The organism is Nocardioides sp. Root122 (assembly GCF_001425025.1).
Taxonomy (GTDB): Bacteria; Actinomycetota; Actinomycetes; order Propionibacteriales; family Nocardioidaceae; genus Nocardioides.
The window spans coordinates 316,589-341,579 of the sequence record NZ_LMDE01000001.1 but is presented as its reverse complement, the minus strand read 5'-3'; the positions used below and the strand labels follow the sequence as shown (position 1 = coordinate 341,579).

Below are 24,991 nucleotides of genomic sequence, written 5' to 3'. Positions count from 1 at the left end.
CGGAATCTTTACCGACCATCTGTTCCATTCCTGAGACGGTCGGGCAGAGTTGCGGTATGGGCAAGCTGATCTTCGACAACCGGGTGATCGTGAGCGTCTTCCTCGTCCTGGCGTTCCTCAACGCCCTGGCGATCGAGCACAACTGGTACTGAGTCCCACGCGGGCCCCACCGCCCGTCTGGCACGATGCGCCGGTGGCGTCACCCGAGCTCTCCTCCGACTGCTCGCAGTGCTTCGGGCTCTGCTGCGTCCTGCTCCCCTTCTCCGCCTCCGCGGGCTTCGGCGTCGACAAGCCGGGCGGCACGCCGTGCCTGAACCTCGCCGACGACGACCGCTGCCGCGTCCACGCCACCCTGCGCCAGGACGGCTGGCCCGGGTGCACCGTCTTCGAGTGCTTCGGCGCCGGCCAGCAGGTCTCCCAGGTGACCTACGCCGGCGTCTCGTGGCGTGAGCAGGACAACCTCCCCGAGATGGCCGCGGTCCTGTCGGTGATGCGCCAGCTGCACGAGATGCTCGTCCACCTGACCGAGGTCTCCCGGCGCTCCCCCCACCCGGCCGCCGACGCGGCCCGGACCGAGGTCGAGGCGGTGACCGGGCGTGACCCCGAGTCGGTGCTGACCTTCGACCTCGACGAGCTGCACGCGCGCGTCGGCGACCTGCTCGCCGAGGCCAGCACGCGCGTACGCCGCTCGCACCCCGCCACGGCCGACCTCACGCGCGCCGACCTGGCCGGCCGCACGCTGGCGGGCGACCACCGCGGCTGGACCTTCCGCGGCGCGGTCCTCATCCGCGCGAACCTCCGCGAGGCCGACCTGACGGACGCCGACCTGCTGGGTGCCGACCTGCGCGACGCCGACCTACGCGGCTGCGACCTGTCCACCACGCTCTTCCTCACCCAGCCGCAGGTCAACGCGGCCATCGGCGACGCCGCCACCGTGCTGCCCGCCGGGCTGCGGCGTCCGGGGCACTGGGCGGCCTGACGCCGAGCGTCCGGCGGATGGCCCACGCGGGCCGCACGATCTGAGTGCGGATACCGAGGGCGCGGCGGCGTCCGGTGCCCGACACTCGGCGCATGGACTCCTCCTGGCAACGCCCCGGACTGCGCGCCGCCCTCCTCTACGCCGTCGCCGCCGGCCTCCTCGGCACCGTGGTCTCCCTCGTCAGCCGGGTCGAGCTCACCCGCCGGCACGTGCCGAGCCACGAGCTCCCGGACGGCCCGGTCATCGTGGTCTCCAACCACACCAGCTTCGCCGACGGCATCCTGCTCGCCCTCGTCGGCCGTCGCCTCGGTCGCTCACTGCGGCTGATGGCCACCGGCGGCGCTTTCCGCTCCGGGCTCGTCGGACCGGTCGTCCGGCGCCTCGGCTTCATCCCCGTCCTGCGGGGCACGAGCAGCGCGGCCGGCTCGCTCGACGCCGCCGCCGAGGCGCTCGCCGCGGGCGAGGCCGTGGGGCTCTTCCCCGAGGGACGGATCACCCGCGACCCCGACCAGTGGCCCGAGCGCAGCAAGACCGGCGCCGTCCGCCTGGCGCTGCGCACGGGCGCGCCCGTCGTGCCCGTCGCGATGGTCGGCGCGCACCGGGTCGTCGGCAGGCGCCGCATCCTCGGCCGGTTGCTGGGCAACGTGCTCACCCGGCCGATCGTGCGGATCGAGGTGGGCGAGCCCATCGACGTACGCCGTCTCGCAGGCGTCACCGGTGACGCGGAGGTCGACGACGCGACGGTGCGGCGGGCGGCCGACGAGGTGATGGCCGAGCTCGTCGCACGGGTCGCCGACCTGCGTGGCGAGGTCGCGCCCCACCCGCTGGGCGTGCCGGAGGAGGCGCTGGGCGCGCCTCAGGAGTAGCGGTGGCTCTTGGCGGCGTGGCCGCTCTCGCGCGTGCAGGTGCGACCGCTCATGTTGCGGTGACCGCACAGCTCCTCGGTCGCGGCCGCGGGCTCGGGCGAGGCCTTCTTCGTCGTCGCGGCCGGCGGGGCCACGGGCGCCTTGACTGCCGGCTTGGCCGGGGCGGCTGCCGACCGCTTCTGTGCCTCGGCGTAGCGGGCCTCGCGCATCGCCCGCAGGTTGTCCATCTTGCTCATCGCTCACTCACGCGATGAACCTACGCGTTCGCACCGACACAGCTGTCGAAGGGGGCGCTCACCGGCTCCAGTCGATCGTGTCGTGCACGGCCTGGAGCCGGGCCCCGCGGACCGGGTCGTGCTGGGCCACCCAGCCGATCCGGCCGCGGAGGTGCTCCTCGAAGGCGGGCACGTCGTCGCGGTTCTGGGAGCTCGGTCCGAAGCGCGCGCAGTTGTGCAGGATCGCCTTCAGCACGTCGACCTCCCGGCGGGCGACCTTCGGCCGCTCGTTGACCACGAGGCCGCCGAGGGTCTGCCGGCCGGCGTGCGGCATGACGCCGGTCTTGCGGGCGTTGAGCCGGAAGCCCTCGTCGCGCACGATCAGCTCGACCGCGTCGAGCAGCCGCGAGGTGCCGGTGCCCCAGCCCCGGTCGCCGGAGAACGCCAGGTCGTCGGCGTACCTCGTGTAGCGCCCACCCCACGAGCGGGCCAGCGCGGTGAGCCGCACGTCGAGACGGTAGGCCGCCAGGTTGGCCATGGCGGGCGAGGTGGGCGCCCCCTGCGGCAGGTGCGGCGCAGCGAGCCGGCGGCCGAGGCGCCAGTGCGCGTCGAGCAGCCCGTCGTCCGCGGGGGCCGGGACGGCGCGCCACTGGGAGAGCGGCAGGACGCTGGTCACCAGGCCGGCGAGGCAGTGGGCGACGGCCTCGGGGTAGCCGGCGGTGCGCCAGATGCCGTAGACCCGCGACACGGTGACGCTGGCGAAGAACGCCTCGAGGTCGAGCCGGAGCACGACGGGCCGGTCGGCGTGCGGGGCGGCGTAGGACCGCACGGAGCCGCCGGGACGGAAGCCACGGGCAGCGTCGTGCGGCGGGACGAGCGCCGCGACGTCGTGGAGCAGCTGTCGCTGGACGGCCTTGAGCCGCGGCTTGGGCGCCTCGAGGACCCGGATCGCGCCGCTGGCCGCGACGCGGTGGCTGACCCGGTAGTGCTGGAGCGGCACGTCGGAGGCGGTGCGCGCCAGGTGGCGGGGGTCGGCGAACCACTCCAGCTCGCCGGGCTCGAGGCGCAGCAGCCCAGCGACGTCGCCGAGGTCGTCGAGCACGGGCAGCCGCCACCGGTTGGTGAGCATGCGCGTCTCGGCGACGGGCCGGAGGACGGGGCCGGCGATCCGGGCCTTGGCGGCCGCCGGGCGTGAGGCGAGGTTGGCGGCCAGCTCCCGCGGCCGGTCGGCCGGTGCCCGCGGGTAGAGGGCGAGCACCTGGCGGGCGAGCGGCGGCAGCCACCGTGGCCGGCGGCCCAGGACCGGGACGCCGCTCTCGACGAGACCCTCGTGGGTCCAGTCGCCGGCGAGGAAGGCGGCAGCGAGGGCCCGCGCGAGGTCGTCGCGCATCAGGACCAGCGGCTCGGGTGCGGCAGCGCGGCCCGACCTGTCCCGTCGTGCGCGCGATGACCTGCAGCGGAGCGCAGCGAGTCGCGCGCGGTGCCGTGCCCGGACGTACCGGTGGTCCCCGGGGTAGCCCCGGAGAGGCAAACCGGTGACGCGCACCGGTCCGCCGTCTCGAGATCGCGCTGCCGCACGCGGGCAGAGTAGCCGGACCGGCCGACGGCCGGGGTGGACTACGAGGCCGGGAAACGCGCCGCGAGGTTGGCCAGCGACGCCTCGAGCCCCTGCTGGTGGGCGTCGGCGTCGATGCCGGGAGGGACGTCGGTCGCGTCGATCGCGACCCGTGTCCCGCCCGCGTCGTTGGCCGAGAAGGTCCACGTCATCGTCATCCGGCCGGCGTTGTCGGGGTCGTCGGAGTCGAACTCGACGCCCCAGACGACCCGCTCGCCCTCGACCAGCTCGTCGATCGCGACCCGGGAGACGTCGCTGTCGTCGGTCGTCTTGCCGTGCCCGCCCGCTCCGTCGGGGTAGTGCAGCGTCATCGTGAAGCCGCCGCCCTCGCGCAGCCGCGCGTCGGACAGCTCGCCGCGCATGCCGTCCGGCGGCAGCCACTCGGCGAGTGCGTCGGCGTCGACGAAGGCGGCGTAGACCTCTGCCGGCGTCGCGGGGACGTCGGTGGTGGCGCGGTCGAGGCGTGGCACGTCAGCGGTTCCTGCGCCAGACGACCAGGGACTGGCCGGCGGCCTGGTGGAGGACCGGGAGCTTGTTGGCCGGCTGGCTCGCGGCCGCGCGGGCGGCGAGCCCGCGGCGTACGGCGTCGAGCTCGGCGACGAGCTCCTCGTTGCGCGCGCGCAGCGCGTCGATCTGGTGCTCGAGCTCCATGATGCGGCGGACGCCCTCGATGCCGATGCCGGCGCTGGTGAGGTCGGCGATCTCGCGCAGCCGTTCGAGGTCGCGGTGGGAGTAGCGGCGACCGCCGCCGCCCGTGCGACCCGGCGCGATCAGCCCCATCCGCTCGTAGGCGCGGAGGGTCTGCGGGTGCAGCCCCGTCAGCTCGGCCGCCACGCTGATGACGTAGACGGCGGCGTCGGGCGACGGGGAGCCGAACGGGCTGCTCATGCTTCGAAGAGCCCGCTGCGGAGGGGCTTGCCGGCCATGGCCGCACGATAGGCCTCGAGGGCCTCCTTGGCGGTCGGGTCGAGCGTGGCCGGCACCTGCACCTCGATGGTGGCGAGCAGGTCGCCCTTCGTGCCGTCGCGCCGGGCCGCGCCCTTGCCGCGCACCCGGAAGGTGCGCCCGTTGGGCGTGCCAGCGGGCAGCTTGAGGGTGACGGGTGCGCCGCCGAGCGTCGGGATCTTGACCTCGCCGCCGAGCGCCGCCTCGTCGAAGGAGACCGGCACGTCGAGGGTGAGGTTGTCGCCCTTGCGCCCGAAGAGGCGGTGCGGGGTCACCTTGACGGTGACGAACAGGTCGCCGGGCGGACCGCCGTTCTCACCTGCGCCACCCTTGCCCTTGAGCCGGATCTTCGCCCCGTCCTTCACCCCTGCCGGGATCCGCGCCTGGATGGTGCGCGAGGACGTGCCGCGGCCGCTGCCGTGGCAGGTCGGGCAGGCCTCGTCGTAGACCAGCTGGCGCCCACCGCAGGACGGGCAGGTCTCGTTGATCGAGAAGGCGCCGCCGGTGCCGGCGACGACGAAGCCGGCGCCGTCGCACTCGGGACAGACGTGCGGGCGGGTGCCGGGCTTGCCGCCGGTGCCGTGGCAGGTCGGGCAGGCAGAGTCCGACGTCAGCCGCAGCGACACGGTCACGCCGTCGAGCGCATCGGTGAAGCCGATGGTCGCGGTGCTCTCGACGTCCGCGCCCCGGCGGGCGCGGGCCTGCTGCGACCGACCCCGCTGGCCCCCGCCGAAGAGGTCGCCGAACATGTCGCCGAGTCCGCCGCCGGCCGCGCCGCGGTCGCGCAGCAGGTCGTCGAGGTTGAAGCCGCCGCCACCGCCGCCGAAGCCGCCCCCGCCCATGCCGGGTCCGAAGCCGCCCCGCGCCTGCAGCGAGCGGAACTCGTCGTACTTGGCGCGCTTGGCCTCGTCACCCACGACGTCGTAGGCCTCGGCGACCGCCTTGAACTTCTCGTGCTTGGCGTCGTTGCCGGGGTTGGAGTCGGGGTGGTTCTCCCGGGCCAGCTTGCGGTAGGCCTTCTTGATGTCGGCCGCGCTCGCGTCCTTGGCCACGCCGAGGACCTGGTAGAAGTCCTTGGTCGCCCAGTCGTTGCGGAAACCTTCGTTGTCAGCCATGGATGAACCTCCTCTCCGTCACCGGCTGGATCGTCTGCCTCACGGGGTGGTCGCGCTCAGCCCTCGACCGGGTCGACCACGAGCACCTGCGAGGCGCGTACGACGCGCTCGCCGAGGCGGTAGCCCGCCTTGGCGACGTGCTTGACCGTGGTCACCTGCACCTCCGGGTCGGCGCCCAGGTGGCTCAGCGCCTCGTGGAACGTCGGGTCGAAGGCGTCGCCGGGCTCGCCGAAGCGGACCAGCCCGGCCGTCGCCACGACCCGCTCGAGCTGCTCGGCCACGGTCTTGAAGCCGCCCTCGAGCTCGCCGTGCTCCCTGGCCCGGTCGATCGTGTCGAGCACCTCGATGACCGGGGTCAGCGCCTTGTAGGCGGCGTTCTCGGCCACCAGCTGCCGCTCGCGGTCGACCCGCCTGCGGTAGTTGGCGTACTCGGCGGACAGGCGCTGGAGGTCGTTGGTCAGGTCGGCGAGCGAGGCCTTCATCTGCGCGAGCTCGTCGACCTCGGTGTCCTCGTCGCCCTGGCCTGAGGACTCGTCGCCGCCCTGCTCCTCGGCGGTGCCGGGGTCGTTGCCGGCGACGTGGTCGCCACCGACCTGGGCCTCCACCTCGGTCTCGTTGGCCATCTCGCCGGCAGCGTCACCGAAGCCGGAGGGCTCGCTCTTCCGAGAGCCCTCCGTGCCCCCGGGAGAGGGAGCCACGGTGGGCTCCCCCTCCTGCGGGTTGCTCGGCTCGGCGCCCGGCATGGGCTCGGCCGGGCGATCGGTCACTTGGACTCACCCTCCGAGGCGTCGCCGGCAGCCTGGTCGCCGGTGGGCTCGTCGACGATCTCGGCGTCGACGACGTCGTCGTCCGACTCGCCGGTGGCCCCGGTGGCACCGCCCGCGGCGGCCTGGTCGGCCTCGGCGGCGGCGTACATCGCCGCACCCATCTTCTGGCTGGACTCACCGAGCTTGGTGACGCCGGCGGTGATCTCCTCCGACGAGGCGTCCTCCTTGGCGAGGATCTCCTTGAGCGCGTCGACGTCGGCCTGGACCTCGGTCTTCACGTCGTCGGGGAGCTTGTCGGCGTTGTCGGTGAGGAACTTCTCGGTCGTGTAGACGAGCTGGTCTCCCTGGTTGCGGGCCTCGACCGTCTCGCGACGCTTCGCGTCCTCCTCGGCGTACTGCTCGGCCTCCTTGACCATGCGGTCGATCTCGTCCTTGCCGAGCGCCGAGCCACCGGAGATGGTCATCGACTGCTCGCGGCCGGACGCCTGGTCCTTGGCCGAGACGTGCACGATGCCGTTGGCGTCGATGTCGAAGGTGACCTCGATCTTCGGCACGCCGCGCGGGGCCGGCGGGAGGCCGGTCAGCTCGAAGTTGCCGAGGGGCTGGTTCTGCGACCACATCTGCCGCTCGCCCTGGGCGACCTTGATCTCGACCGACGGCTGGTTGTCGTCGGCGGTCGTGAAGATCTCGGACCGCTTCGTCGGGATGGTGGTGTTGCGCTCGATGAGCGTGGTCATCACGCCGCCCTTGGTCTCGATGCCGAGGGAGAGCGGGGTGACGTCGAGGAGCAGCACGTCCTTGACCTCGCCCTTGAGGACACCGGCCTGGAGCGCGGCGCCGACGGCGACGACCTCGTCGGGGTTGACGCCCTTGTTGGGCTCCTTGCCGCCGAGCAGCTCCTTGACGACCTCGGTGACGGCCGGCATGCGGGTCGAGCCGCCGACGAGCACCACGTGGTCGATGTTGGAGACCGCGACGCCACCGTCCTTGAGGACCGACTGGAACGGCGCCTTGGTGCGCTCGAGCAGGTCGGCGGTGAGCTTCTGGAACTCGCTGCGGGTCAGCTTCTCCTCGAAGTGGAGCGGGCCGCCCTCGCCGTGGGTGATGTAGGGCAGGTGGATCGTGGTCTCCGAGCTCGAGGACAGCTCGATCTTCGCCTTCTCCGCAGCCTCCTGGAGGCGCTGCTTGGCGATCTTGTCGGCGCCGAGGTCGACACCGTTGTTGTCCTTGAACTTCTTGACCATCCACTCGACGACGCGGTTGTCCCAGTCGTCACCACCGAGGTGGTTGTCACCGGAGGTCGCCTTGACCTCGACGACGCCCTCGCCGATCTCGAGCAGGGACACGTCGAACGTGCCGCCACCGAGGTCGAAGACGAGGATGGTCTGGTCCTCGCCCTTGTCGAGGCCGTAGGCCAGCGCGGCGGCTGTGGGCTCGTTGACGATGCGGCTGACGTTGAGGCCCGCGATCTCGCCGGCCTCCTTGGTCGCCTGGCGCTGCGCGTCGGAGAAGTACGCCGGGACGGTGATGACCGCGTCGGTCACGGTCTCGCCGAGGTAGGCCTCGGCGTCGCGCTTGAGCTTCTGCAGCACGAAGGCGCTGATCTGCTGGGGGGTGAAGGTCTTGTCGTCGATGTCGACCTTCCAGTCCTCGCCCATGTGGCGCTTGACGGACCGGATGGTGCGGTCGACGTTGGTGACCGCCTGTCGCTTGGCGACCTCGCCGACGAGGACCTCGCCGGACTTGGTGAAGGCGACGACGGACGGCGTGGTCCGCGCACCTTCCGCGTTGGCGATGACGGTGGGTTCGCCACCCTCGAGGACGGCGACGACGGAGTTCGTCGTACCGAGGTCGATGCCGACCGCTCGTGCCATGTGTGTCTACCTCCTGCTGCGTCCCGGTGGGTCCGGGATCGATGTCTGGGGCTGGGGCGCTCCCGGTGCGGGACCGCCCCCGATGACCACCATCCTGACGTGTCACGTCCGGCCTGGCAAAACTGTTGAGTCGATCGGACTCAACTCTCATCACCCAGTTCAACGCAGGACGCAGCCGGGTGTTCCCGATCCGGCGAACAATTTTCGGGTCGCGATCCGGGCCCGAGGGTGCCCGCGGTCAGCGGGTCCAGACGTACGGCGTCGTGGTGGTGACCGCGCGGAGCCCGGAGCGCTCGAGGATCGGGCGCGACATGTCGCTGCAGTCGGAGTGGAGGTAGCGCACCCCGCGCTCGACCGCCGAGCGGGCGCGGGCCGCGACGAGGGCGCGGTAGATGCCGCGGCCGCGGAACTCCGGCAGCGTGGAGCCGCCCCAGATGCCGGCGAAGTCGGTGCCCGGCACGACGGTGAGCCGGCCGCCGCAGACGACCTGCCCGTCGACCTCGGCGATCCAGGACTCCGAGTCGCCGCCGGCCAGCTCGGCCAGGGCGCTGTCGACCGAGGGGCCGCGACCGCCGCCGAAGACCGACTCCTGGGCGGCGAGCATCCGGGTGACGTCGTCGCGGAGGTCGCCGCCCTCACCCACGCGGCGTACGACGACTCCCTCCGGCAGCGGTACGTCGCCCGCGAGCAGCGAGGCCTCCCCGATCATCACCGTCTCGACGGGCTCGGCCTCGAAGCCGTGCGCGACGAGCCGGTCCCCGAGGTCGGCCGGCAGGTCGTGGCCGCGCGACTTCCACTCGAACGAGGCAACGGTGGTGTCGTCGCGGTAGTGGGCGACGGTCTCCTCGATCAGCACGTCGAGAGCCTCCCCCTCGGTGCCGGCGAGGTCGCGGTAGGTGACGAAGCCGCCGTGGTCGAAGACCGCCCACATCAGCGGCCCGTGCAGCACGAGCTCGTCGGCGGTGCCGACCTCGCCTTCCCGCCGGAGCTGGTCGTCGTACGCCTGCAGCAGCTCGTCCGTCATGCGCGCAGCGTAGGGCGCCAGCGGCTGTGCCCGCCGCCGGATATCGGGGGCCGCAGGAGTGGCAGCCCGACCCCTGGTGGGCGGAATCACCCGAAATCAGGGCAAATCTCAGGGTTGTTCCCCTGCGTATCCCGCCACCGAGGCCGCACACTTGCCCACGTGCTCCATCGGGGGAACCTGCGTCGGGTCGTCGGCGCCTCGGCCGTCGTCGTGCTGCTCGCTGCCCTGATGGCGTTCTACGTCGCCGGCCGCGCGGGCGCGGGCCCGGCCCGGTGCCAGCAGCACCGCGTGGACGCGCGCGACCGCGCGACCATCGTCACCGGCGAGGGCCCTCGGACGCTGGTCATCGGCGACTCGTGGTCGGTCGGCCTCGGCCAGGACGACCTGGGCCGGTCGTGGGCGTCCCGGCTCGCCGGCGAGGTGCACGTCGCCGGCTTCTCCGGGTCGGGCTTCAGCGCCCGCGCGAGCACCTGCGGGCGGGTGTCCTTCCACGACCGCGCGCCCACCGCGCTCGACGTACGTCCGGCGCTGGTGGTCGTCGAGGGCGGCCTCAACGACTACGACCAGCCGGCGGCCGCGATCGACCGCGGGTTCCGCGACCTGATGGCCGACCTCGCCGGCCAGCGGGTCGTCGTCGTGGGACCGGCCGCCGCCCCCGTCCGGGCCGGCGCCGTGCCACGCGTCGACGGCCTCCTCGCCTCGCTGAGCGAGCAGTACGGCGTGCCGTACGTCCAGACCAGCGACCTGGACCTCGACTACCTCGACGACCGGCTGCACCTCACCGAGGGCGGCCACGAGGAGTTCGGCCGCACCGTGGCCGAGCGGATCGCAGCGGTTTCGCCGCGCCGTCCCGTCGTACTCGCGCGCTGAAACCGCTCCCACGCAACGGAATCCCGCGCCGTACCGATTATCGGACAAATCGCCGGATCCGCGTTCAGGACGTGCAGGTTCTCGCGTTGCACGAACCTGCAGTCGAAGGGTGATTGACCCACCCCGCGCCGATTGCGAGTTTGTGCAGTGGTCCGCGTCACCCAATCCATCCTCGGGCTCTCGGGCACCGAACTCATGATTGGAATACCCCAAGTGAAGACAACTCGACTGGCCGCCCTGGCCGGTATCGCAGCGACAGCGGTCGCTGCGTCGTTCCTGGCACCGACCGCCACCCCGGCCGACGCCGCCCCGTCTGCGGGCAATCCCCGCCTCGAGGCCCAGCAGGCCGCCAGCGCCTGGGTGAAGGGCCATGGAAACGCGCTCGAGCGCGCTTCGCAGGACGCCTTCGTCCGCACCGGCACCTACACCGGTGTCTCCGACCTCTACTCCATGGCCTACGAGCGGACCCACGAGGGCCTGCGCGTGGTCGGCGGCGACTTCGTCGTCCTGGCCAACGGAGAAGGCCAGGTCGTCGGCTCGTCGGTCGCCCAGGAGGCGCCGGTCAGCATCGCCAGCACCACCCCGAAGATCAGCGCCGACAACGCCTCCAGCGCCGCCAAGGCACTGGCCGACCAGGGCGCCGAGGCCTCGACGCCCGAGCTGGTCATCTGGCACCGCGACGCCGGCACCAAGCTCGCCTACGAGGTCGAGGTGCGCGGCACCGACGAGGGCGAGGTCTCGTGGCAGAAGGTCTGGGTCGACGCCGACTCCGGCCAGGTCCTGGAGTCCCGCGAGCAGATCGCGCGCGGCACCGGTGCGGGCGCCTGGGAGGGCAACGTCACCATCCCGACGTCGGGCTCGGGCTCCTCGTACTCGATGACCAACACCAACGCGACCACCTTGAAGTGCCAGGACGCCGCGAACAACACGACCTTCTCGGGCACCGACAACGCCTGGGGCAACGGGGTCGCCACCAACAAGGAGACGGGCTGCGTCGACGCGTTCTACAGCGCCGAGCAGGAGCGGCTCATGCTCGCCAACTGGCTCGGCCGCAGCGGCATGAACGGGTCGGGCGGCTGGGTCCCGATCCGGGTCGGCCTCAACGACGTCAACGCCTACTACGACGGCACCCAGGTCCAGATCGGCCACCGCCAGGGCACCAACGAGTGGATCGGCGCCATGGACGTCGTGGCCCACGAGTTCGGCCACGGCATCGACGACAAGACGCCCGGCGGCATCTCCGGCGGCGGCACGCAGGAGTTCGTCGCCGACACCTTCGGCACCGCGACCGAGTTCTACGCCAACAACCCGGCGGACCCGGCCGACTACACCATCGGCGAGGAGGTCAACCTCGTCGGCCAGGGCCCGATCCGCGACATGACCAACCCGGGCAACGTCGGTGACCCGTCCTGCTACACCAGCTCGATCCCGACCAGCGAGGTCCACGCGGCGGCCGGCCCCGGCGACCACTGGTGGTACCTCCTCGCCAACGGTGGCACCTCGAAGTGCGACGGCACCTCCGTCAGCGGCGTGGGCGTCCAGAACGCCATGAAGATCATGTACAACGCGATGCTGATGAAGACGTCGTCGTCGAACTACCTCAAGTACCGCACGTGGACGCTCACCTCGGCGAAGAACCTCGACTCGACCTGCGCGCTCTTCAACTCCACGAAGAACGCCTGGGACGCGGTCAACGTGCCGGCCCAGACCGGTGACCCGACCTGCGGTGGCACCACCACGCCGCCCACCACGCCGCCCCCGACCGGCGGCAACATCCTCGGCAACCCGGGCTTCGAGTCCGGCGCCACCGTGTGGACCGGCACCTCGGGCCCGATCACGAACAACACCGGCCGCCCGGCCCGCACCGGTTCGTGGAAGCTCTGGCTCGGCGGCAACGGCTCCAGCAGCACCGAGACGATCAACCAGTCGGTGACGATCCCGAGCAGTGCGACCGCGGCCGCGCTGTCGTACTGGATCCGGACCGACACCTCGGAGAGCGGCTCGACGGCCTACGACCGGATGCGGGTGCAGGTGGTCGACGGCTCGACCGCGACGACGCTGCGCACCTTCACCAACGTCGGGACCAACTCGACCTACACGCAGTACTCGCACAGCCTCACCGCCTACAAGGGCAAGACGGTCACCATCCGCTTCACGATGACCGAGGACTCGTCGCTGCAGACCAGCTTCGTGGTCGACGACACCGCGCTGAACGTCTCCTGACGAACACCGCACCCTGACGGGGCGGGGCAGCAGCAGTGCTGCCCCGCCCCGTCTCCCGTTCCATGCCCTGTTGCAGAACCTCGACCTCTCGGGAGACACCCATGCGTTCCCTTCGTACGACGGCGCTGTCCGCCGTCGCGGCCTCGGCCGTCGCCGCCTCGTTGCTCGCCGGCACCGGCTCACCCGCCGTCGCGGCACCATCGCCGGACCTCAGCGTCACCAACGTGACCGCGCACCTCCAGCAGCTGCAGAGCATCGCCACCGCCAACGGCGGCAACCGCGCCACCGGACGACCCGGCTACAAGGCCTCCGTCGACTGGGTGAAGGCCAAGCTCGACGCGGCCGGCTACACCACCCAGGTCCAGTCGTTCTCGACCTCGTCCGGGACGTCGTACAACCTCGTCGCCGACTGGCCCGGTGGCGACCCCGAGCACGTGGTGATGGCGGGCGCCCACCTCGACAGCGTGTCGGCCGGGCCCGGCATCAACGACAACGGCACCGGCTCCGCCTCGATCCTGGAAGCCGCACTGGCGTGGGCCTCGAGCGGCAACACCTCGCGCAACCACCTGCGCTTCGCCTGGTGGGGCGCGGAGGAGCAGGGACTGCTCGGCTCGAACAAGTACATGTCGCTGCTGCCGACGGCCGACAAGGACCGCATCGACCTCTACATGAACTACGACATGGTCGGCTCGCCCAACCCTGGCTACTTCGTCTACGACGACAACGCTGCCGGCAACTTCGCCCGCGACACGATGACCGCCTACTACACGTCGAAGGGCATCCCCTGGGAGTACATCGACGTGCAGGGGCGCTCGGACCACGCGTCCTTCCGCAGCTACGGGATCCCGACGACGGGCATGTACTCCGGGGGTGAGGTGATCAAGACCAGCGCGCAGGCCCAGAAGTGGGGCGGCACGGCCGGCAAGGCGTTCGACCCCTGCTACCACCGCTCCTGCGACACGATCTCCAACATCAACACCACGGCGCTCGACCGCAACCTCGACATGATCGGCCACATGGTCTGGCTCTACGCCGACAAGGACTTCGGCACCACGACCCCGCCGACCACACCGCCCACGGGCGCGAACCTGCTCGCCAACCCGGGCTTCGAGTCCGGCGCGACCTCGTGGACCGGCACCTCCGGGCCGATCACCAGCAACAGCGGCCGCCCAGCGCGCACCGGCACGTGGAAGGCCTGGCTCGGCGGCAACGGCAGCACGTCGTCGGAGAACATCGCGCAGCAGGTGACCATCCCGGCCTCGGCCACGGCGGCGTCGCTGTCGTACTGGATCCGCACCGACACCGCGGAGTCCGGCTCGACGGCCTACGACACCATGAAGGTGCAGGTCGTCAGCGGCGGCACCACCACGACGCTGAAGACCTTCAGCAACGTGGGCGCCAACGCGAGCTACACCCAGTTCAGCCACAGCCTGCTGGCCTACAAGGGCAAGACGGTCACGGTGAAGTTCCTGATGAGCGAGGACTCCTCGCTCCAGACCAGCTTCGTGGTCGACGACACGGCCGTGACCACCGGCTGACCTCCGGCGGGTCGGCCCTACTCCGCGAGCCAGGCCTGCCAGGCGTCGAAGGAGTAGGGGCGGCCGAGGAAGTCGGCGACGAGGTCGGCGGCGTCCTTGCGCCCACCCATCGCGAGCACGCGGTCGCGGTAGCGGCCGGCGACGTCGGCGGCGAACATGTCGTCGACGTCGAAGGCCGAGAAGAGGTCCTTCGCGATGACGAGGGACCACATGTAGGTGTAGTAGCCCGACGAGTAGCCGTCGAGGTGACCGAAGGCGCAGTGCATGTGCGCCCCGTCCAGCGGCGGGAACACCGAGTAGCGGCGCTGCAGCTCGTCGCCGTACGCCGTCAGGTCGTCGTGCTGCTGCGCGTGGAACCAGTAGGACCGGGCGGCGTACGACATCTGCTGGGCGGCGTGCGTGCCCTTGCCGAAGTGGTCGGCGCGGCGCATCGCGGCGACGAGCTCGGCCGGGATGGTCTCCCCGTCGGCGTTGCGCGCGAAGGTCGCCAGCACATCGGCGTCCCACGCCCACTCCTCGAGCATCTGGCTCGGCGCCTCGACGAAGTCCCACTCGGTGGCCACCCCGGAGAAGCGGACCCAGTCGCCCTGTCCGCCGAGCACGTGGTGGACGAGGTGGCCGAACTCGTGGAAGAGGGTGACGACCTCGTCGTGCTCCATCAAGCCGCGGGTGAAGTTGCAGACCAGCCCGCCCTCGGGGAGCTGGACGCCCGCGATCCCGCGGACCACGTCGAACTGCGCCGCGTGCTTGAACTTGCCCTCGCGCGGGTGCAGGTCGAGGTGGATCCGGCCGATCCGGCGACCGTCGAGGCCGACGTCGTAGGTCGCGACGTCCTCGTGCCAGGTGCCGGCCTCGGCCTGGTCGACCGGGGTCCACTCGAGGCCGAAGAGGCGGCCGGTGACGTCGAGGAGTCCCTGCCGGACCTGCTCGAACGGGAAGTAGGTGCGCACGACCTGACCGTCGACGTCGTACTGCTCCCGGCGGACCAGCTCCTCGTAGTAGCGAGAGTCGTAGGTCATCACGGCGTCGGCGGACGGGTCGTCCTGGCGCTTGCGCTCGAGCAGCACGGCGAGCTCCCGGCCCGCCCGCTCGTTGGCCGCGTCGCTGATGCGGTCGATGAACGCGGCCACGGCAGCGCCGGTGCCGATCATCTTGACCTCGGTGTCGTAGTCGGGCCACGAGTCGTAGCCGAGGAGCGCGGCGGTCTCGCGGCGCACCGCGAAGATGTCCTGGAGGACCTGGTCGTTGACCGGCCAGGCGACGTTGGTGGCGGCCAGGCTCAGGTCGCGGCGCGCCTCGCCGTCGGAGCCGAACGTCATGAACGGCACCAGGTCGGGGTAGTCGGTGGTGAGGGTGACGAGTCCGTCGTCGTCGGCCGGGTGGGCGTCGCGGTAGTCCTCGGGGAGGCCGGCGAGGCGCTCGGGGGCGAGGCGGATCGACCGCACGTCGTCGCGGATGTTGCGGCCGAAGTCCTGCGACAGCCTCACCCCGCGCTCGCTGAGCTCGCGCAGCCGCTCGCGCGTCGCGTCGTCGCGGTCGACGCCGGCTCGACGGAAGTCGCGCAGCGTGTGGTCGAGCACCCGGCGCGCGTCGTCGTCGAGGCCACCCAGGTCGGAGGCGGAGAGCGCGTCGAAGACGGCGAAGAGGTCGCGGTCGAGGCCGAGCTCGGTGACGTACTTCTGCACCTCCTGGCTCAGCTCGTCGGCCCGGTCGCGCACGGCGGCGTCGGGGTGGACCTCGGCCCACAGGGACACCTCGCCCGCGTTGGCGATGGCGGTCTCGGCACGGTTCCACGCGCCCAGGACGGTGCTCGCGTCGCCGCCGGCCTTCACCTCCTCGACCAGGCGCCGGGCCTCGGCGAGCTGGCCCTCGCACCGCTCGCCGACCCAGGTGAGCCAGTCGCCGTCGCCGGGCAGGTGGAGCGGTGCGAGCGGGATCGGGGTGTCGTGGGTCACGCAGCGAGCCTAGGGCGTGGCGTCCAGCGGAATACCTCGCGCTCCACAGGGGTAGTGACCTGTATGACTGTTCCGAACATCCAGCTCCACGACGGCACGTCCATCCCCCAGCTCGGCTTCGGCGTCTTCCAGGTCCCGCCGCCGGAGACCGCGGCCACGGTCGCCCAGGCCCTCGAGGTCGGCTACCGCCACATCGACACCGCGCAGATGTACGGCAACGAGGCCGGGGTCGGCGAGGCGATCCGCGAGTCGGGCCTCGACCGCGACGACCTCTACGTCACCACCAAGCTCAACAACTCCTTCCACCGCCCCGACGACGCGCGCCGCGAGATCGACGCCTCGCTGGAGCGGCTCGGCCTCGACCAGGTCGACCTGTTCCTCATCCACTGGCCGCTCCCCACCCAGTACGACGGCGACTTCGTGCAGACCTGGCGCGCGCTCATCGAGGCCCAGGAGGCGGGCAAGGCCCGCAGCATCGGCGTCTCGAACTTCCAGCCCGCCCACCTCGAGCGCATCATCGAGGAGACCGGCGTCGTGCCCGTGGTCAACCAGGTCGAGGTGCACCCGTTCTTCACCAACGAGGCGGTCCGCGCCGCGGACGAGAAGCACGGCGTGCTGACCGAGGCGTGGTCGCCGATCGCCAAGGGCGCGGTCACCGACGACGCGACGATCGGCGGGATCGCCTCCGCCGTGGGGCGTACGCCGGCGCAGGTGACGCTGCGCTGGCACATCCAGCGCGGCGACATCGTCTTCCCCAAGTCGATGAAGGCCGAGCGGATGCGGGAGAACCTCGAGATCTTCGACTTCGATCTCACCGAGGACCAGGTCGCCGCCATCTCCGGCCTCGACCGCGGCGAGGAGGGCCGCACCGGCCCCAACCCCGACACCTTCGACTGGATCCCCTGATCCCTCGGCCGCCATCCGTTGGTCGAGGAGGGCGCCCTGCCGCCCGTCGCGAGACCCCTCAGCCCATGTGGCGGGGTCTCGTGACGGCGCTTCGTCCCTCCTCGGCCGACGGAGAGCGGTGGGCTGAGAGGATGCGCGGGTGAGCTCGGGGGCGCAGGACTTCAGGTTCCGCGACATCTGGCTGGTGGCGTACGGCCCCTCGATCGTCTCCGCGATCGGGCACGGCGCGGTCCTGCCGGTGCTCGCGCTGCGGGCCCGCGACCTGGGTGCGGACGTCAGCACGGCCGCCGCCGTCGTCGCGCTCACCGGCGTCGGGATGCTGATCTTCAGCCTCCCGGCTGGCGCCTTGGTGGCGCGGGTGGGCGAGCGTCGTGCCCTGGTCGCCGCCGGCTTCGTCGACGCCGGCGCGATGGCCCTGGCCGCGCTGACCGACACGGTGCTCGGCCTCGCCGTCGGCGTGCTGCTGAGCGGCGTGTGCTGGACCCTGTTCCTGATCGCCCGGCAGGGCTTCATGATCGACGTGGTGCCCGCGTCGCACCGGGCGCGGGCGATGTCGTTCCTCGGTGGCTCCTACCGGATCGGTGTGCTGATCGGACCACTGGTCGGCGCCGGGCTCATCCGGCTCACCGACCTCACCAGCGTCTTCTGGCTGGGAGCGGCGATGTCGGTCACCGCCTCGCTGGTGGCCGGCGCGATGCCCGACGTCGGCGAGGAGAAGCGTGCCGCCGCGCGGGCCAGCGGCCACCTGGGCGTGTGGACGGTGATCCGGCAGCACCGTCGGGTCCTCGCCACGCTCGGCTCGGCGGTGGTCATCCTCGGCATGACGCGCTCGCTGAGGATGAGCCTGCTCCCGCTGTGGGCCGACCACCTCGGCCTCTCCGCGTCCACGACGTCGCTGATCTTCGCGGGCGCGGCCGCCCTCGACGTCGCCTTCATGTGGCCGGGCGGCTGGCTGATGGACACGCGCGGCCGGATGGTGGTCGCCGTACCGGTCGTGCTGTCGATGGCCTTCGCGTGCCTGCTGCTGCCGCTCACCTCCGACGCGCTCACCCTCGCCCTCGTGATGGCGCTCATCGCGTGCGGCAACGGGCTCGGCTCGGGCATCGTGATGACGCTCGGCGCGGACGCGGCGCCGGAGGACGGGCGCTCGCAGTTCCTCGGTGCGTGGCGGCTGTGCGGCGACATCGGCAACACCGGCGGCCCGCTGCTGGTCAGCGCCGTCGCTGCCGTGGCTCCGCTGGCGACCGCGTGCTTCGTGGTCGGCGCGCTCGGCCTCACCGGCGCCGGGTGGGTCGGCTACTGGACCGGACGGGTCGACCGCGCACGGGCGGCCGCGACAGCCGTCGCGGAGGTCAGCCGACGGTGACCGTGACCTCGTTGGAGGTCGTCCGGGTGTCGGTGTCGATCACACGGAACTTGTTGGGTCCGGTGCGGCTGGTCTGGACGTAGGTCGCGAAGGTGCCGCCGCTGACCGACATGGTCACCGGGAAGTCCGACCACTGGCCGTTCTCCATCCGCTGCACCTGCAGGATCGCGCCCTCGCCGGACTGGTAGGTGCCGGTCAGGTCGATCTGCTGCATCGGGCTCACCGACTGCTGGGTCGCCGCCAGCGAGATGGCCTCGGCCGGCGCCTCCGACGTCGACTCTCCCGCACCCGGCTCGGAGGTCTGCTCCGGCTCGGGGATCGTGCTGCTGGTGTCGGTGGGCCGCGGCAGGCTGAAGGTCGCCGCGGTGGTGGAGTCGTCAGAGGCGCTCGAGTCCTCGCCGATGCCGGCGGCCTTGACCCCCACCAGCACGGCGAGCCCGCCGAGCAGACCGATGGCCACGGCGACGCCGACGAGGGCGAGCAGCCCCGTCAGGACGGGACGGTTCTCGGTGTCCATGGGGACCTTTCGACCGGCGGGCACGGGCGGGGCCATTCTCCGTGATCGCTGGTTGCATGGCCAACCGGCGGCGGGTCGCGGCCGCTGGGCGGTCCAGTGGCGAGTGGTCGTCCGGACCGCCGTCGGAGGACCGTTCGCCACTGGACCACCCGGGCGTCAGGAAGGATGGGGGCATGCAGTCACCGTTGCGACACGGCAGGGCAGCCCTCGGTACGACGATCGCCGGGGGCGCGCTCGCCGCGCTCTCCCAGGCCCCCGAGCGGGCCTCCCGCCTCCTGCGGCACCGCTACCCGACGGTGGCCGTCACCGGCATGACCGGTGTCGGCAAGACCCGGCTGGCGGACCGGCTGTCCCGCCGCGCAAGCGCGCAGGCGGCCGAGCAGGGCACCGCGGACGTCGGCTCGGCCGTGATGGAGCGGCGCACCCGTCGCGACGCACGGCTGCGCGGCTACCGCTTCCGGGTGGTGCCGGGCGAGAACGCCGCCACCCGGCTCGGCGCGCTGGACGAGGTCTTCCACGACGAGCCGGTCGACGGCGTTCTGCACGTGGTCGCCAACGGCCACGCGACCCCACGGCGTACGGCCGGCACGACCGGCACCGGCGTGGCCACCCGGGAGGAGCAGCTGGCTGCCGAGCTGGAGGACTGGTCGATCACCGCGCACCGGATCGCCAGCATGGCCGTGCGCCGTGACCGCCCGACGTGGCTCATCATCGCGGTCACCAAGGCCGACCTCTTCGCCGACGACGTCGAGGCGGCCGTCGACTACTACTCCCCCGGCAGCGGCTCGCCCTTCGGCGACAAGCTCGACGAGCTCCGCGCCCTCGCCGGCGGCGCCAAGCTGTCGATCGACGTGCTGCCCGTGTGTGCTCAGGGCGGCGGCAAGAAGTCCACCGACCCGAGCCGGCTCACCGACAAGGAGTGCACCGAGCTCCTCGCCCGGCTCGAGCTGCGGATGGCCCAGCTCAGCGGGCACGTCTGACGTGCGGCGGGGGCGCCTCGCGCTGGTCCTCAGCGCCACGGCGTACGTCGTCGTGCTCGGGTGGTCGGCACTCGTCCTGCCCGACCGGGTGCCGTCGCACTTCGACGCGACCGGTCGGACCGACGACTGGACCTCACGCACCACGATGGTCGCCTTCTGGGCGGTGATGGGGCTGCTGGTCCTCGTCGCGATGCCGGCACTGACCAGGCTGGCGGCTGCCGGCGACGGGACGTGGGTCAACATGCCGCAGCGCTCCAAGGACTACTGGTTCGAACCCGAGCGGCGCGCGGAGTTCCGGGTCCGCTTCGGTGACGACCTCGACGGGTTCGCCGCCCTCACCGGCGTGCTGATGACCGCGCTGCTCGCGCTGACGACGTGGGTCGCGACGACCGCACGGGACGGCGCGCCGTGGTGGGCCTTCGCGGGTCTCACGGGCGCCTACGTCGTCGCGACGGCCGTGTGGACCGTCCGGCTGCTGCGCCGCTACCGGCCGCCTGCGACAGCCTGACGGAGGCGACGGTCCAGACCGCTGCGCGTCGTGGTTCACATTTTCACCACTGCGCGTTTCGCCCGGCATCCATCGGGGCAGAAGGTCGCCATGAGGCCGATCGCGATCAACCAGCGGGCGCTGCGGACCGCCAAGGAGGAGCTGGACTCCGCGCGCGAGGGGCTGCGTGCCGCGCTCGGCGACATCGACCACCCGGCCGACGACTTCCCGTGGCGCGACCTGATGGTCGAGGGCGTGCGCAGCCTCGTGGAGGACGCCGAGCAGGTCGCCAAGAAGTGCCGCACCCTCGCAGGGGCCATCGACGACTCGATCATCGACTTCGACGAGCTCGACGTGATGGTCGGCCAGGCCGCCACGGTCGCCGCCCAGCTCGACCAGGTGAAGCCATGACGAAGGTCGTCGCCGACAGGCTCGAGACGCAGCAGGACTCCCTGCAGTTCGGCGACCCCATCGGGTGCGGCTACCACTGGCTCGAGCCCGACCAGGTCGACGCCTACGGCGACTCGGTGAGGCGGCTCGGGTCCAAGGTCGAGCTGGCCGTCGACGGCTTCGAGCGCACCGCCACCCTGTCCGAGGAGGTGTTCGCCGGCGAGGCCGCCGACACGCTCCGCGACCGCGCCGGCCGCCGCCACGAGGAGGCGGTGACGGTGCGCGACAACCTGCGCGGTCTGGGCCGTGCGATCAACGCCTACTCCGACGTGCTCCGTCGCCATCGCGAGGGCCTCGAGCAGCTGCGCGCCTTCGCGGCCAGCAAGGGGCTCGAGGTGCGCGGCAACCGGATCTGGCCCCCCGTCGAGACCCTGCCCGGCGACGCCACGCAGAAGCAGGCCGACGCGTGGGAGGCCGACTGGAAGGCCTACCAGGAGTGCTTCGAGATCAAGATCGAGCTGCGCGACGCGCGCCGCGCGAGCACCCGTGAGCTGGTCAAGGCGCTCGCCGACCACGCCGGCGTGCACCCCGACAAGGACAAGGCGAAGCTCGTGGCCGCCAACGCCCACCAGGTGACGTTCGGCGAGCTGCGTCGCGAGGCGGCCGAGGAGGCGTTGGAAGCGGTCGAGGCCAACGACCGCGCCGACGCCGCCCAGCGCACCGTCGACCAGCTCAAGCGGCGCGAGCAGCACGCGCTCGACCAGCTCGAGAAGCTGGTCGTCGAGGAGCGCCCGCCGGAGGAGATCCAGGCCCAGGCCGCCAAGGTGCAGACCCTGCACCGCGAGCTCGTCGACGCGCGGGTCGAGGCCCACGACGCCGAGGCGGTCGCCGACCGCGAGCAGGCGCAGGCCAACCGTACGGCCCGCAACCTCGAGGCCGCTGAGTCGGGCAAGCCGCGCCTCGTCGTCGAGCGGGCCGACGTCCAGCCGACGACCGACCTCCGGGACCGGCTCGGCTGAGGGATCTCGTGACGGTCGCTGCGCGACCTCCTCGACCGACGGATGCGGGCCGGCGTCAGCCGGTCGCGCGGCGCTCGCGCTCGGCGACGGCGTAGGGGTCGGTGCGCGAGTCGTAGGACCAGAAGTCGCGGAGCGCGACCGCGGTCAGGAGCACCCCGCCGACGCAGGCGGCGCCACCGCTGACGACCGCGCCCCGGACCGACCAGGCGTCGGCGACGAACCCGGCGCGGGTCTCGCCGACCATCGGGCCCACCGAGTAGGACAGCATCTCGATACCGGCCAGGCGGCCCCGCATCGTGTCGGGGATGGTCTGGTTCCACACCGTCGAGCGGAAGACGGCCGAGACCATGTCCGCGGCCCCGGACAGGGCCAGGAACAGGCACGCCAGCCAGAACGACGGCATCAGGCCGGCCAGCGCGATGCAGGCGCCGTAGAGGCTGGCTGCGATCACGATGGCGCGGCCGTGGTGGTGCACGCGGCCGACCCACCCGCTCAGCGCGGTGGCCACGAGGGCACCGACGGTCTCGGCCGAGTAGAGCAGGCCGAGCAGCTCCGGGCGGTCGAAGACCTCGTGCGCCAGGGCGGGGAACAGCACGACCGGGATGGCGAGCATCATCGCGGCGATGTCGACGACGTAGGTGCCGAGCAGGTCGCGGCGCCGCACGGCGTAGGTCAGGCCCTCGTGGATCCCACGCAGGCTCGGTGGCGTCGTCTCCCCGTCGTGCGGGTAGGGGCGCATGGCGGCGAAGAGCAGGCTGGCGATCGCGTAGCCGGCCATCCCGGCGAGGAAGCACCAGCCGACGCCGACGTACGCCACCAGCAGTCCGCCGATGAGCGGGCCGAGGAGGACGCCGAACTGCATGGCGAAGCTGCTGAGGGCGTTGGCGGCGGCGATCTGGTCATGCCGGACGGTGCGCGGCTCCAGTGCCTCCCGCGAGGGACGCTGCAGCGAGCTGGTGGCCGCGTAGAGCGCCGCAAGCACGAAGATCACCCAGACTCGCGGGTGCGCGGAGAAGGCGTTCCACGCGAATGCCGCCATCAGCGCGACCTGGGCCAGGCCGGTGCTCACGAGGAGCCGGCGGCGGTCGACGTGGTCGGCGAGCGCGCCGCCGTACAGGCCGAAGACGATGAGCGGGCCGAGCTCGACCAGGCCGACGAGCCCGACGAGGAAGTTGGAGCCGGTGAGGTCGTAGATGGCGAACGGCACCGCGACGTAGGCGACCATGCTGCCGAGGTAGAAGACGCTTCCGGCGGTGAACAGCAGGCGGAAGTCGCGGGACTCCCGCAACGGGCTGACGTCCATCCGCAGGGCGCGGACGCGGTCGATCCAGGTCACGAGCGGTCAGTCTCCCACCGGGCGCGCGACGGTGCGCGCGACTTTCTCAGGCCTCGCGGACCTCGAGGACCTCGTGGCGCGGCACCGGGTTGTCGCGCCGGGCGGAGCAGGTGAGCTGGTGGGCCGTGTCGCCCACCACGCGGCGTACGACGACCTCGCGGGCGCCGTGCCCGGCGACGTCGAAGCGGCTCGTGGTCAGGTCGCCGTCGACCCGCACCGACCGGGCGAGGACGTCGTCGAGGCCGGTGACGCCGAGCGCGCGCCGCAGCGCCACGTCGGCGGCCTGCGCGCCCATCGGCAGGTCGGAGCGGCCGCGGAGGTGGTCGAGCAGCACCTCGCCGGCCGCGGTCGCGTCGGCCACGGCGACGGCCGACGTGGCGTCGAGCGCACCGTAGTAGAGGCCGCGGGGCAGCACGACGAGGTTGCCGGCGAACCGGTCACCGCCGATGTGCGAGGTCTCCCACACGTCCTCCGCGTGCGGCCCCCGGGCGAGGGCGAGCGCGGCGGGCCGGCCGAGCTCGGCACAGCACGCGTCGTGGCGGCCATGGGTGCAGACCGCGAGCAACGGCGCGGCATGCGGCTCGAGACCGAGCGAGCGCCCGGCACCCAGCGGCGCGAGGTCGAGGTCGCGCACGTCGTTGAGCTCGTTGAGCAGCGTGGTCTCGGTCCACGACTCCGGACCGGCCGCCCGGCAGGCGAAGAGCCGTACGCCGCCGTCGCCGGCGCCGGCACGCCGGCCGGGACGGCGTACCAGGAGCACGCGCACCCGGTGGCGGCCCGCCACCTCACGCAGGTGCACGCCGAGGCCGTAGGGCAGGCGGGCGTCGCGCAGCGCATCGGCGCCCCACGGCCCGGCGTGCTCGAGCAGGAGGTAGCTGCGCACGGTCGAGGCGGTGCCGGCGAGCTCGTCGCCGCGCTCGCGGCTGGCCACAGCGCACCGGAAGTCCGTCACCGGACGACCTCGAGCAGCCCTTCCCGGACCAGCCGACGGCACAGCACCAGCGCGCTCTGCGGGTCGAGCGCGGGCAGGTCTGCGGGCGTGAGCCCGCGGTGCGCCGCGACGTGCTCCAGGGCCGGGCGCACGCGCGCGGGGATGCGGAGCACCCGGTCGCCGATGAGCATCCGGACCGCGTCGCCGTCGTCGGACAGCACGCACGGGCGGCCGGCGCGACGTCGCAGCGGCGTGGTGGCGTCGAGGCCGGCGAGCGACGCGCGGTCGAGCAGTGCTCCCGGCAGACGCGCGGGGCGCCCGCTGAGGAACCGCTCGGCCTGCTCGGCGGCGATGAGTGCGGGGTCGAGGCGGCGTACGGCGTCGACGAGCGCGGCGACGTGGCCGCCGGCACCTTCAGCCAGTCGCGCTGGGTCGTCGAGGTAGCCCGCAGGCAGGTGGTCGTCGGGGACCTCGTCGAGCAGCCGGCCGACCTCGCGCTGCAACAGGCTGCGCCAGGTCAGCTGGTTGATGCCGATCGTGAGGTGGAGCGAGACCGCTTCCTGCGCACGCGCCGCGTGCGGGGTGCCGGTCGGGAGGTAGGCCACGACGGCCGGCTCGAGCAGCAGCTCGCCGGGGCCGCCCTCACCGTGGATCTCCCACAGCTTGGTGCCATGGGTCTGCACGACGAAGACGTCGTGGGAGTCGGAGTGCACCGCGAAGCCCTGGGCTCCGGGCGGGGTGAGGTAGGCGTTGGCCTGGCAGGGGTGGCCGAGCTCGAGCTCGAGGTCGGCGATCAGGTCCCCGACGGGGGTCCAGTAGCGCTGGAGGCCCTGCAGCACGATCGTGGCGCCCTCGTCGTGCAGGCGCATCAGCTTGACCGGGTCGACGAGGCCGGTGAGTGGCTTGCCGGCCAGGGTGCCGCCGCGGGTGAACGACGAGTCGGGCAGCACCGAGCCGTTGCGGGCCACCCGGATCGCGGGCGTGCGGACGCCGGTCTCGGTCAGCAGGTGGTCGACGTCGGCGAGCGAGAGCACCTCGGCGCCGAAGCCGGGGTCGGTGCGGTGCACGTGGAC

General features: G+C 72.4%; 24 protein-coding genes. 11 read left to right on the top strand and 13 right to left on the bottom strand.

Annotated features, from left to right (window positions below; translation table 11 throughout):
* Nucleotides 1-193: 193 nt before the first annotated feature.
* Nucleotides 194-979 (top strand): pentapeptide repeat-containing protein, encoded by a 786-nt coding sequence (locus ASC64_RS01575; RefSeq protein WP_056905760.1) that lies wholly within the window; start codon nucleotides 194-196, stop codon nucleotides 977-979.
* Nucleotides 980-1,071: 92 nt separating this feature from the next.
* The gene (locus ASC64_RS01570; protein ID WP_056905759.1) at nucleotides 1,072-1,845 is read left to right on the top strand and encodes a lysophospholipid acyltransferase family protein; all 774 of its coding nucleotides are present in this window, start codon (nucleotides 1,072-1,074) and stop codon (nucleotides 1,843-1,845) included.
* On the opposite strand, the gene ASC64_RS01565 is transcribed toward ASC64_RS01570, so the two are convergent.
* From ASC64_RS01565 to ASC64_RS01530, 8 genes are all read right to left on the bottom strand, one after another.
* Nucleotides 1,836-2,081, bottom strand: a complete 246-nt coding sequence (locus ASC64_RS01565; protein ID WP_056905758.1) for a hypothetical protein — start codon at nucleotides 2,079-2,081, stop codon at nucleotides 1,836-1,838. The two genes, ASC64_RS01570 and ASC64_RS01565, sit on opposite strands and share 10 nt — an antisense overlap.
* Nucleotides 2,082-2,139: 58 nt before the next feature.
* Nucleotides 2,140-3,450, bottom strand: a complete 1,311-nt coding sequence (locus ASC64_RS01560) for a reverse transcriptase family protein (protein ID WP_056905757.1) — start codon at nucleotides 3,448-3,450, stop codon at nucleotides 2,140-2,142.
* Nucleotides 3,451-3,677: 227 nt separating this feature from the next.
* Nucleotides 3,678-4,145: an SRPBCC domain-containing protein gene (locus tag ASC64_RS01555; RefSeq protein ID WP_056905756.1), complete on the bottom strand. Its 468-nt coding sequence runs from the start codon at nucleotides 4,143-4,145 to the stop codon at nucleotides 3,678-3,680.
* Between the two features lies 1 nt (nucleotide 4,146).
* Nucleotides 4,147-4,563, bottom strand: coding sequence for a heat shock protein transcriptional repressor HspR (locus tag ASC64_RS01550; RefSeq protein ID WP_056905755.1), 417 nt, complete (start codon nucleotides 4,561-4,563; stop codon nucleotides 4,147-4,149).
* The gene (gene dnaJ / locus ASC64_RS01545; RefSeq protein ID WP_056905754.1) at nucleotides 4,560-5,735 is read right to left on the bottom strand and encodes a molecular chaperone DnaJ; all 1,176 of its coding nucleotides are present in this window, start codon (nucleotides 5,733-5,735) and stop codon (nucleotides 4,560-4,562) included. Before dnaJ ends, ASC64_RS01550 begins: the two co-directional genes overlap by 4 nt.
* Nucleotides 5,736-5,791: 56 nt before the next feature.
* A complete protein-coding gene (gene grpE, locus ASC64_RS01540) occupies nucleotides 5,792-6,502 on the bottom strand; it encodes a nucleotide exchange factor GrpE (RefSeq protein WP_235563471.1) in 711 nt (236 codons plus the stop codon).
* Complete coding sequence (dnaK, locus tag ASC64_RS01535; RefSeq protein WP_056905753.1) at nucleotides 6,499-8,376, bottom strand: molecular chaperone DnaK; 1,878 nt, start codon at nucleotides 8,374-8,376, stop codon at nucleotides 6,499-6,501. Before dnaK ends, grpE begins: the two co-directional genes overlap by 4 nt.
* A gap of 238 nt (nucleotides 8,377-8,614) precedes the next feature.
* Nucleotides 8,615-9,400, bottom strand: a complete 786-nt coding sequence (locus ASC64_RS01530; protein WP_056905752.1) for a GNAT family N-acetyltransferase — start codon at nucleotides 9,398-9,400, stop codon at nucleotides 8,615-8,617.
* A gap of 159 nt (nucleotides 9,401-9,559) precedes the next feature.
* Here ASC64_RS01530 and ASC64_RS01525 point away from each other — a divergent pair, with 159 nt between their 5' ends.
* The 3 genes from ASC64_RS01525 to ASC64_RS01515 all read left to right on the top strand — a co-directional run bounded on the left by ASC64_RS01525 (nucleotide 9,560) and on the right by ASC64_RS01515 (nucleotide 14,031).
* The gene (locus ASC64_RS01525; protein WP_056905751.1) at nucleotides 9,560-10,270 is read left to right on the top strand and encodes an SGNH/GDSL hydrolase family protein; all 711 of its coding nucleotides are present in this window, start codon (nucleotides 9,560-9,562) and stop codon (nucleotides 10,268-10,270) included.
* 213 nt (nucleotides 10,271-10,483) lie between these two features.
* On the top strand, nucleotides 10,484-12,493 hold the full coding sequence (locus tag ASC64_RS01520) for a M4 family metallopeptidase (protein WP_235563469.1): 2,010 nt from the start codon (nucleotides 10,484-10,486) through the stop codon (nucleotides 12,491-12,493).
* 101 nt (nucleotides 12,494-12,594) lie between these two features.
* Nucleotides 12,595-14,031, top strand: a complete 1,437-nt coding sequence (locus ASC64_RS01515; protein WP_056905750.1) for a M28 family metallopeptidase — start codon at nucleotides 12,595-12,597, stop codon at nucleotides 14,029-14,031.
* A gap of 17 nt (nucleotides 14,032-14,048) precedes the next feature.
* Here ASC64_RS01515 and ASC64_RS01510 read toward each other — a convergent pair whose 3' ends face one another.
* Nucleotides 14,049-15,986 carry a M3 family metallopeptidase gene (locus ASC64_RS01510; protein WP_082550105.1) on the bottom strand — a complete coding sequence of 646 codons (1,938 nt, stop codon included), beginning with the start codon at nucleotides 15,984-15,986 and terminating at the stop codon, nucleotides 14,049-14,051.
* A gap of 63 nt (nucleotides 15,987-16,049) precedes the next feature.
* On the opposite strand from ASC64_RS01510, the gene ASC64_RS01505 reads away from it, so the two are divergent.
* Nucleotides 16,050-16,892: an aldo/keto reductase gene (locus ASC64_RS01505; protein ID WP_056905749.1), complete on the top strand. Its 843-nt coding sequence runs from the start codon at nucleotides 16,050-16,052 to the stop codon at nucleotides 16,890-16,892.
* Nucleotides 16,893-17,031: 139 nt separating this feature from the next.
* Nucleotides 17,032-18,258 carry an MFS transporter gene (locus ASC64_RS01500; protein WP_056905748.1) on the top strand — a complete coding sequence of 409 codons (1,227 nt, stop codon included), beginning with the start codon at nucleotides 17,032-17,034 and terminating at the stop codon, nucleotides 18,256-18,258.
* On the opposite strand, the gene ASC64_RS01495 is transcribed toward ASC64_RS01500, so the two are convergent.
* Complete coding sequence (locus ASC64_RS01495) at nucleotides 18,245-18,775, bottom strand: hypothetical protein (RefSeq protein WP_056905747.1); 531 nt, start codon at nucleotides 18,773-18,775, stop codon at nucleotides 18,245-18,247. The genes ASC64_RS01500 and ASC64_RS01495 overlap by 14 nt on opposite strands.
* A 173-nt stretch (nucleotides 18,776-18,948) precedes the next feature.
* Between ASC64_RS01495 and ASC64_RS01490 the strand changes: the two genes are divergently transcribed.
* The 4 genes from ASC64_RS01490 (at nucleotide 18,949) to ASC64_RS01475 (ending at nucleotide 21,651) form a co-directional block, all read left to right on the top strand.
* Nucleotides 18,949-19,755 (top strand): hypothetical protein, encoded by an 807-nt coding sequence (locus ASC64_RS01490; RefSeq protein ID WP_056905746.1) that lies wholly within the window; start codon nucleotides 18,949-18,951, stop codon nucleotides 19,753-19,755.
* Between the two features lies 1 nt (nucleotide 19,756).
* Entirely contained in the window at nucleotides 19,757-20,263 is a 507-nt protein-coding gene (locus tag ASC64_RS01485; RefSeq protein ID WP_056905745.1) for a DUF1648 domain-containing protein, read from the top strand.
* Between the two features lie 90 nt (nucleotides 20,264-20,353).
* A complete protein-coding gene (locus ASC64_RS01480; protein WP_056905744.1) occupies nucleotides 20,354-20,653 on the top strand; it encodes a hypothetical protein in 300 nt (99 codons plus the stop codon).
* Nucleotides 20,650-21,651, top strand: coding sequence for a hypothetical protein (locus ASC64_RS01475; RefSeq protein ID WP_056905743.1), 1,002 nt, complete (start codon nucleotides 20,650-20,652; stop codon nucleotides 21,649-21,651). Before ASC64_RS01480 ends, ASC64_RS01475 begins: the two co-directional genes overlap by 4 nt.
* A 55-nt stretch (nucleotides 21,652-21,706) precedes the next feature.
* Here ASC64_RS01475 and ASC64_RS01470 read toward each other — a convergent pair whose 3' ends face one another.
* Genes ASC64_RS01470 through ASC64_RS01460 form a run of 3 tightly spaced genes read right to left on the bottom strand, consistent with a single transcriptional unit; the run spans nucleotide 21,707 to nucleotide 24,985 of the window.
* Nucleotides 21,707-22,987 carry an MFS transporter gene (locus tag ASC64_RS01470; protein ID WP_235563467.1) on the bottom strand — a complete coding sequence of 427 codons (1,281 nt, stop codon included), beginning with the start codon at nucleotides 22,985-22,987 and terminating at the stop codon, nucleotides 21,707-21,709.
* Between the two features lie 46 nt (nucleotides 22,988-23,033).
* Nucleotides 23,034-23,939, bottom strand: a complete 906-nt coding sequence (locus tag ASC64_RS01465; protein WP_056905742.1) for a sucrase ferredoxin — start codon at nucleotides 23,937-23,939, stop codon at nucleotides 23,034-23,036.
* Nucleotides 23,936-24,985, bottom strand: coding sequence for a cupin domain-containing protein (locus ASC64_RS01460; RefSeq protein WP_235563466.1), 1,050 nt, complete (start codon nucleotides 24,983-24,985; stop codon nucleotides 23,936-23,938). The genes ASC64_RS01465 and ASC64_RS01460 overlap by 4 nt, the downstream gene beginning before the upstream one ends.
* Between the last annotated feature and the right edge of the window lie 6 nt (nucleotides 24,986-24,991).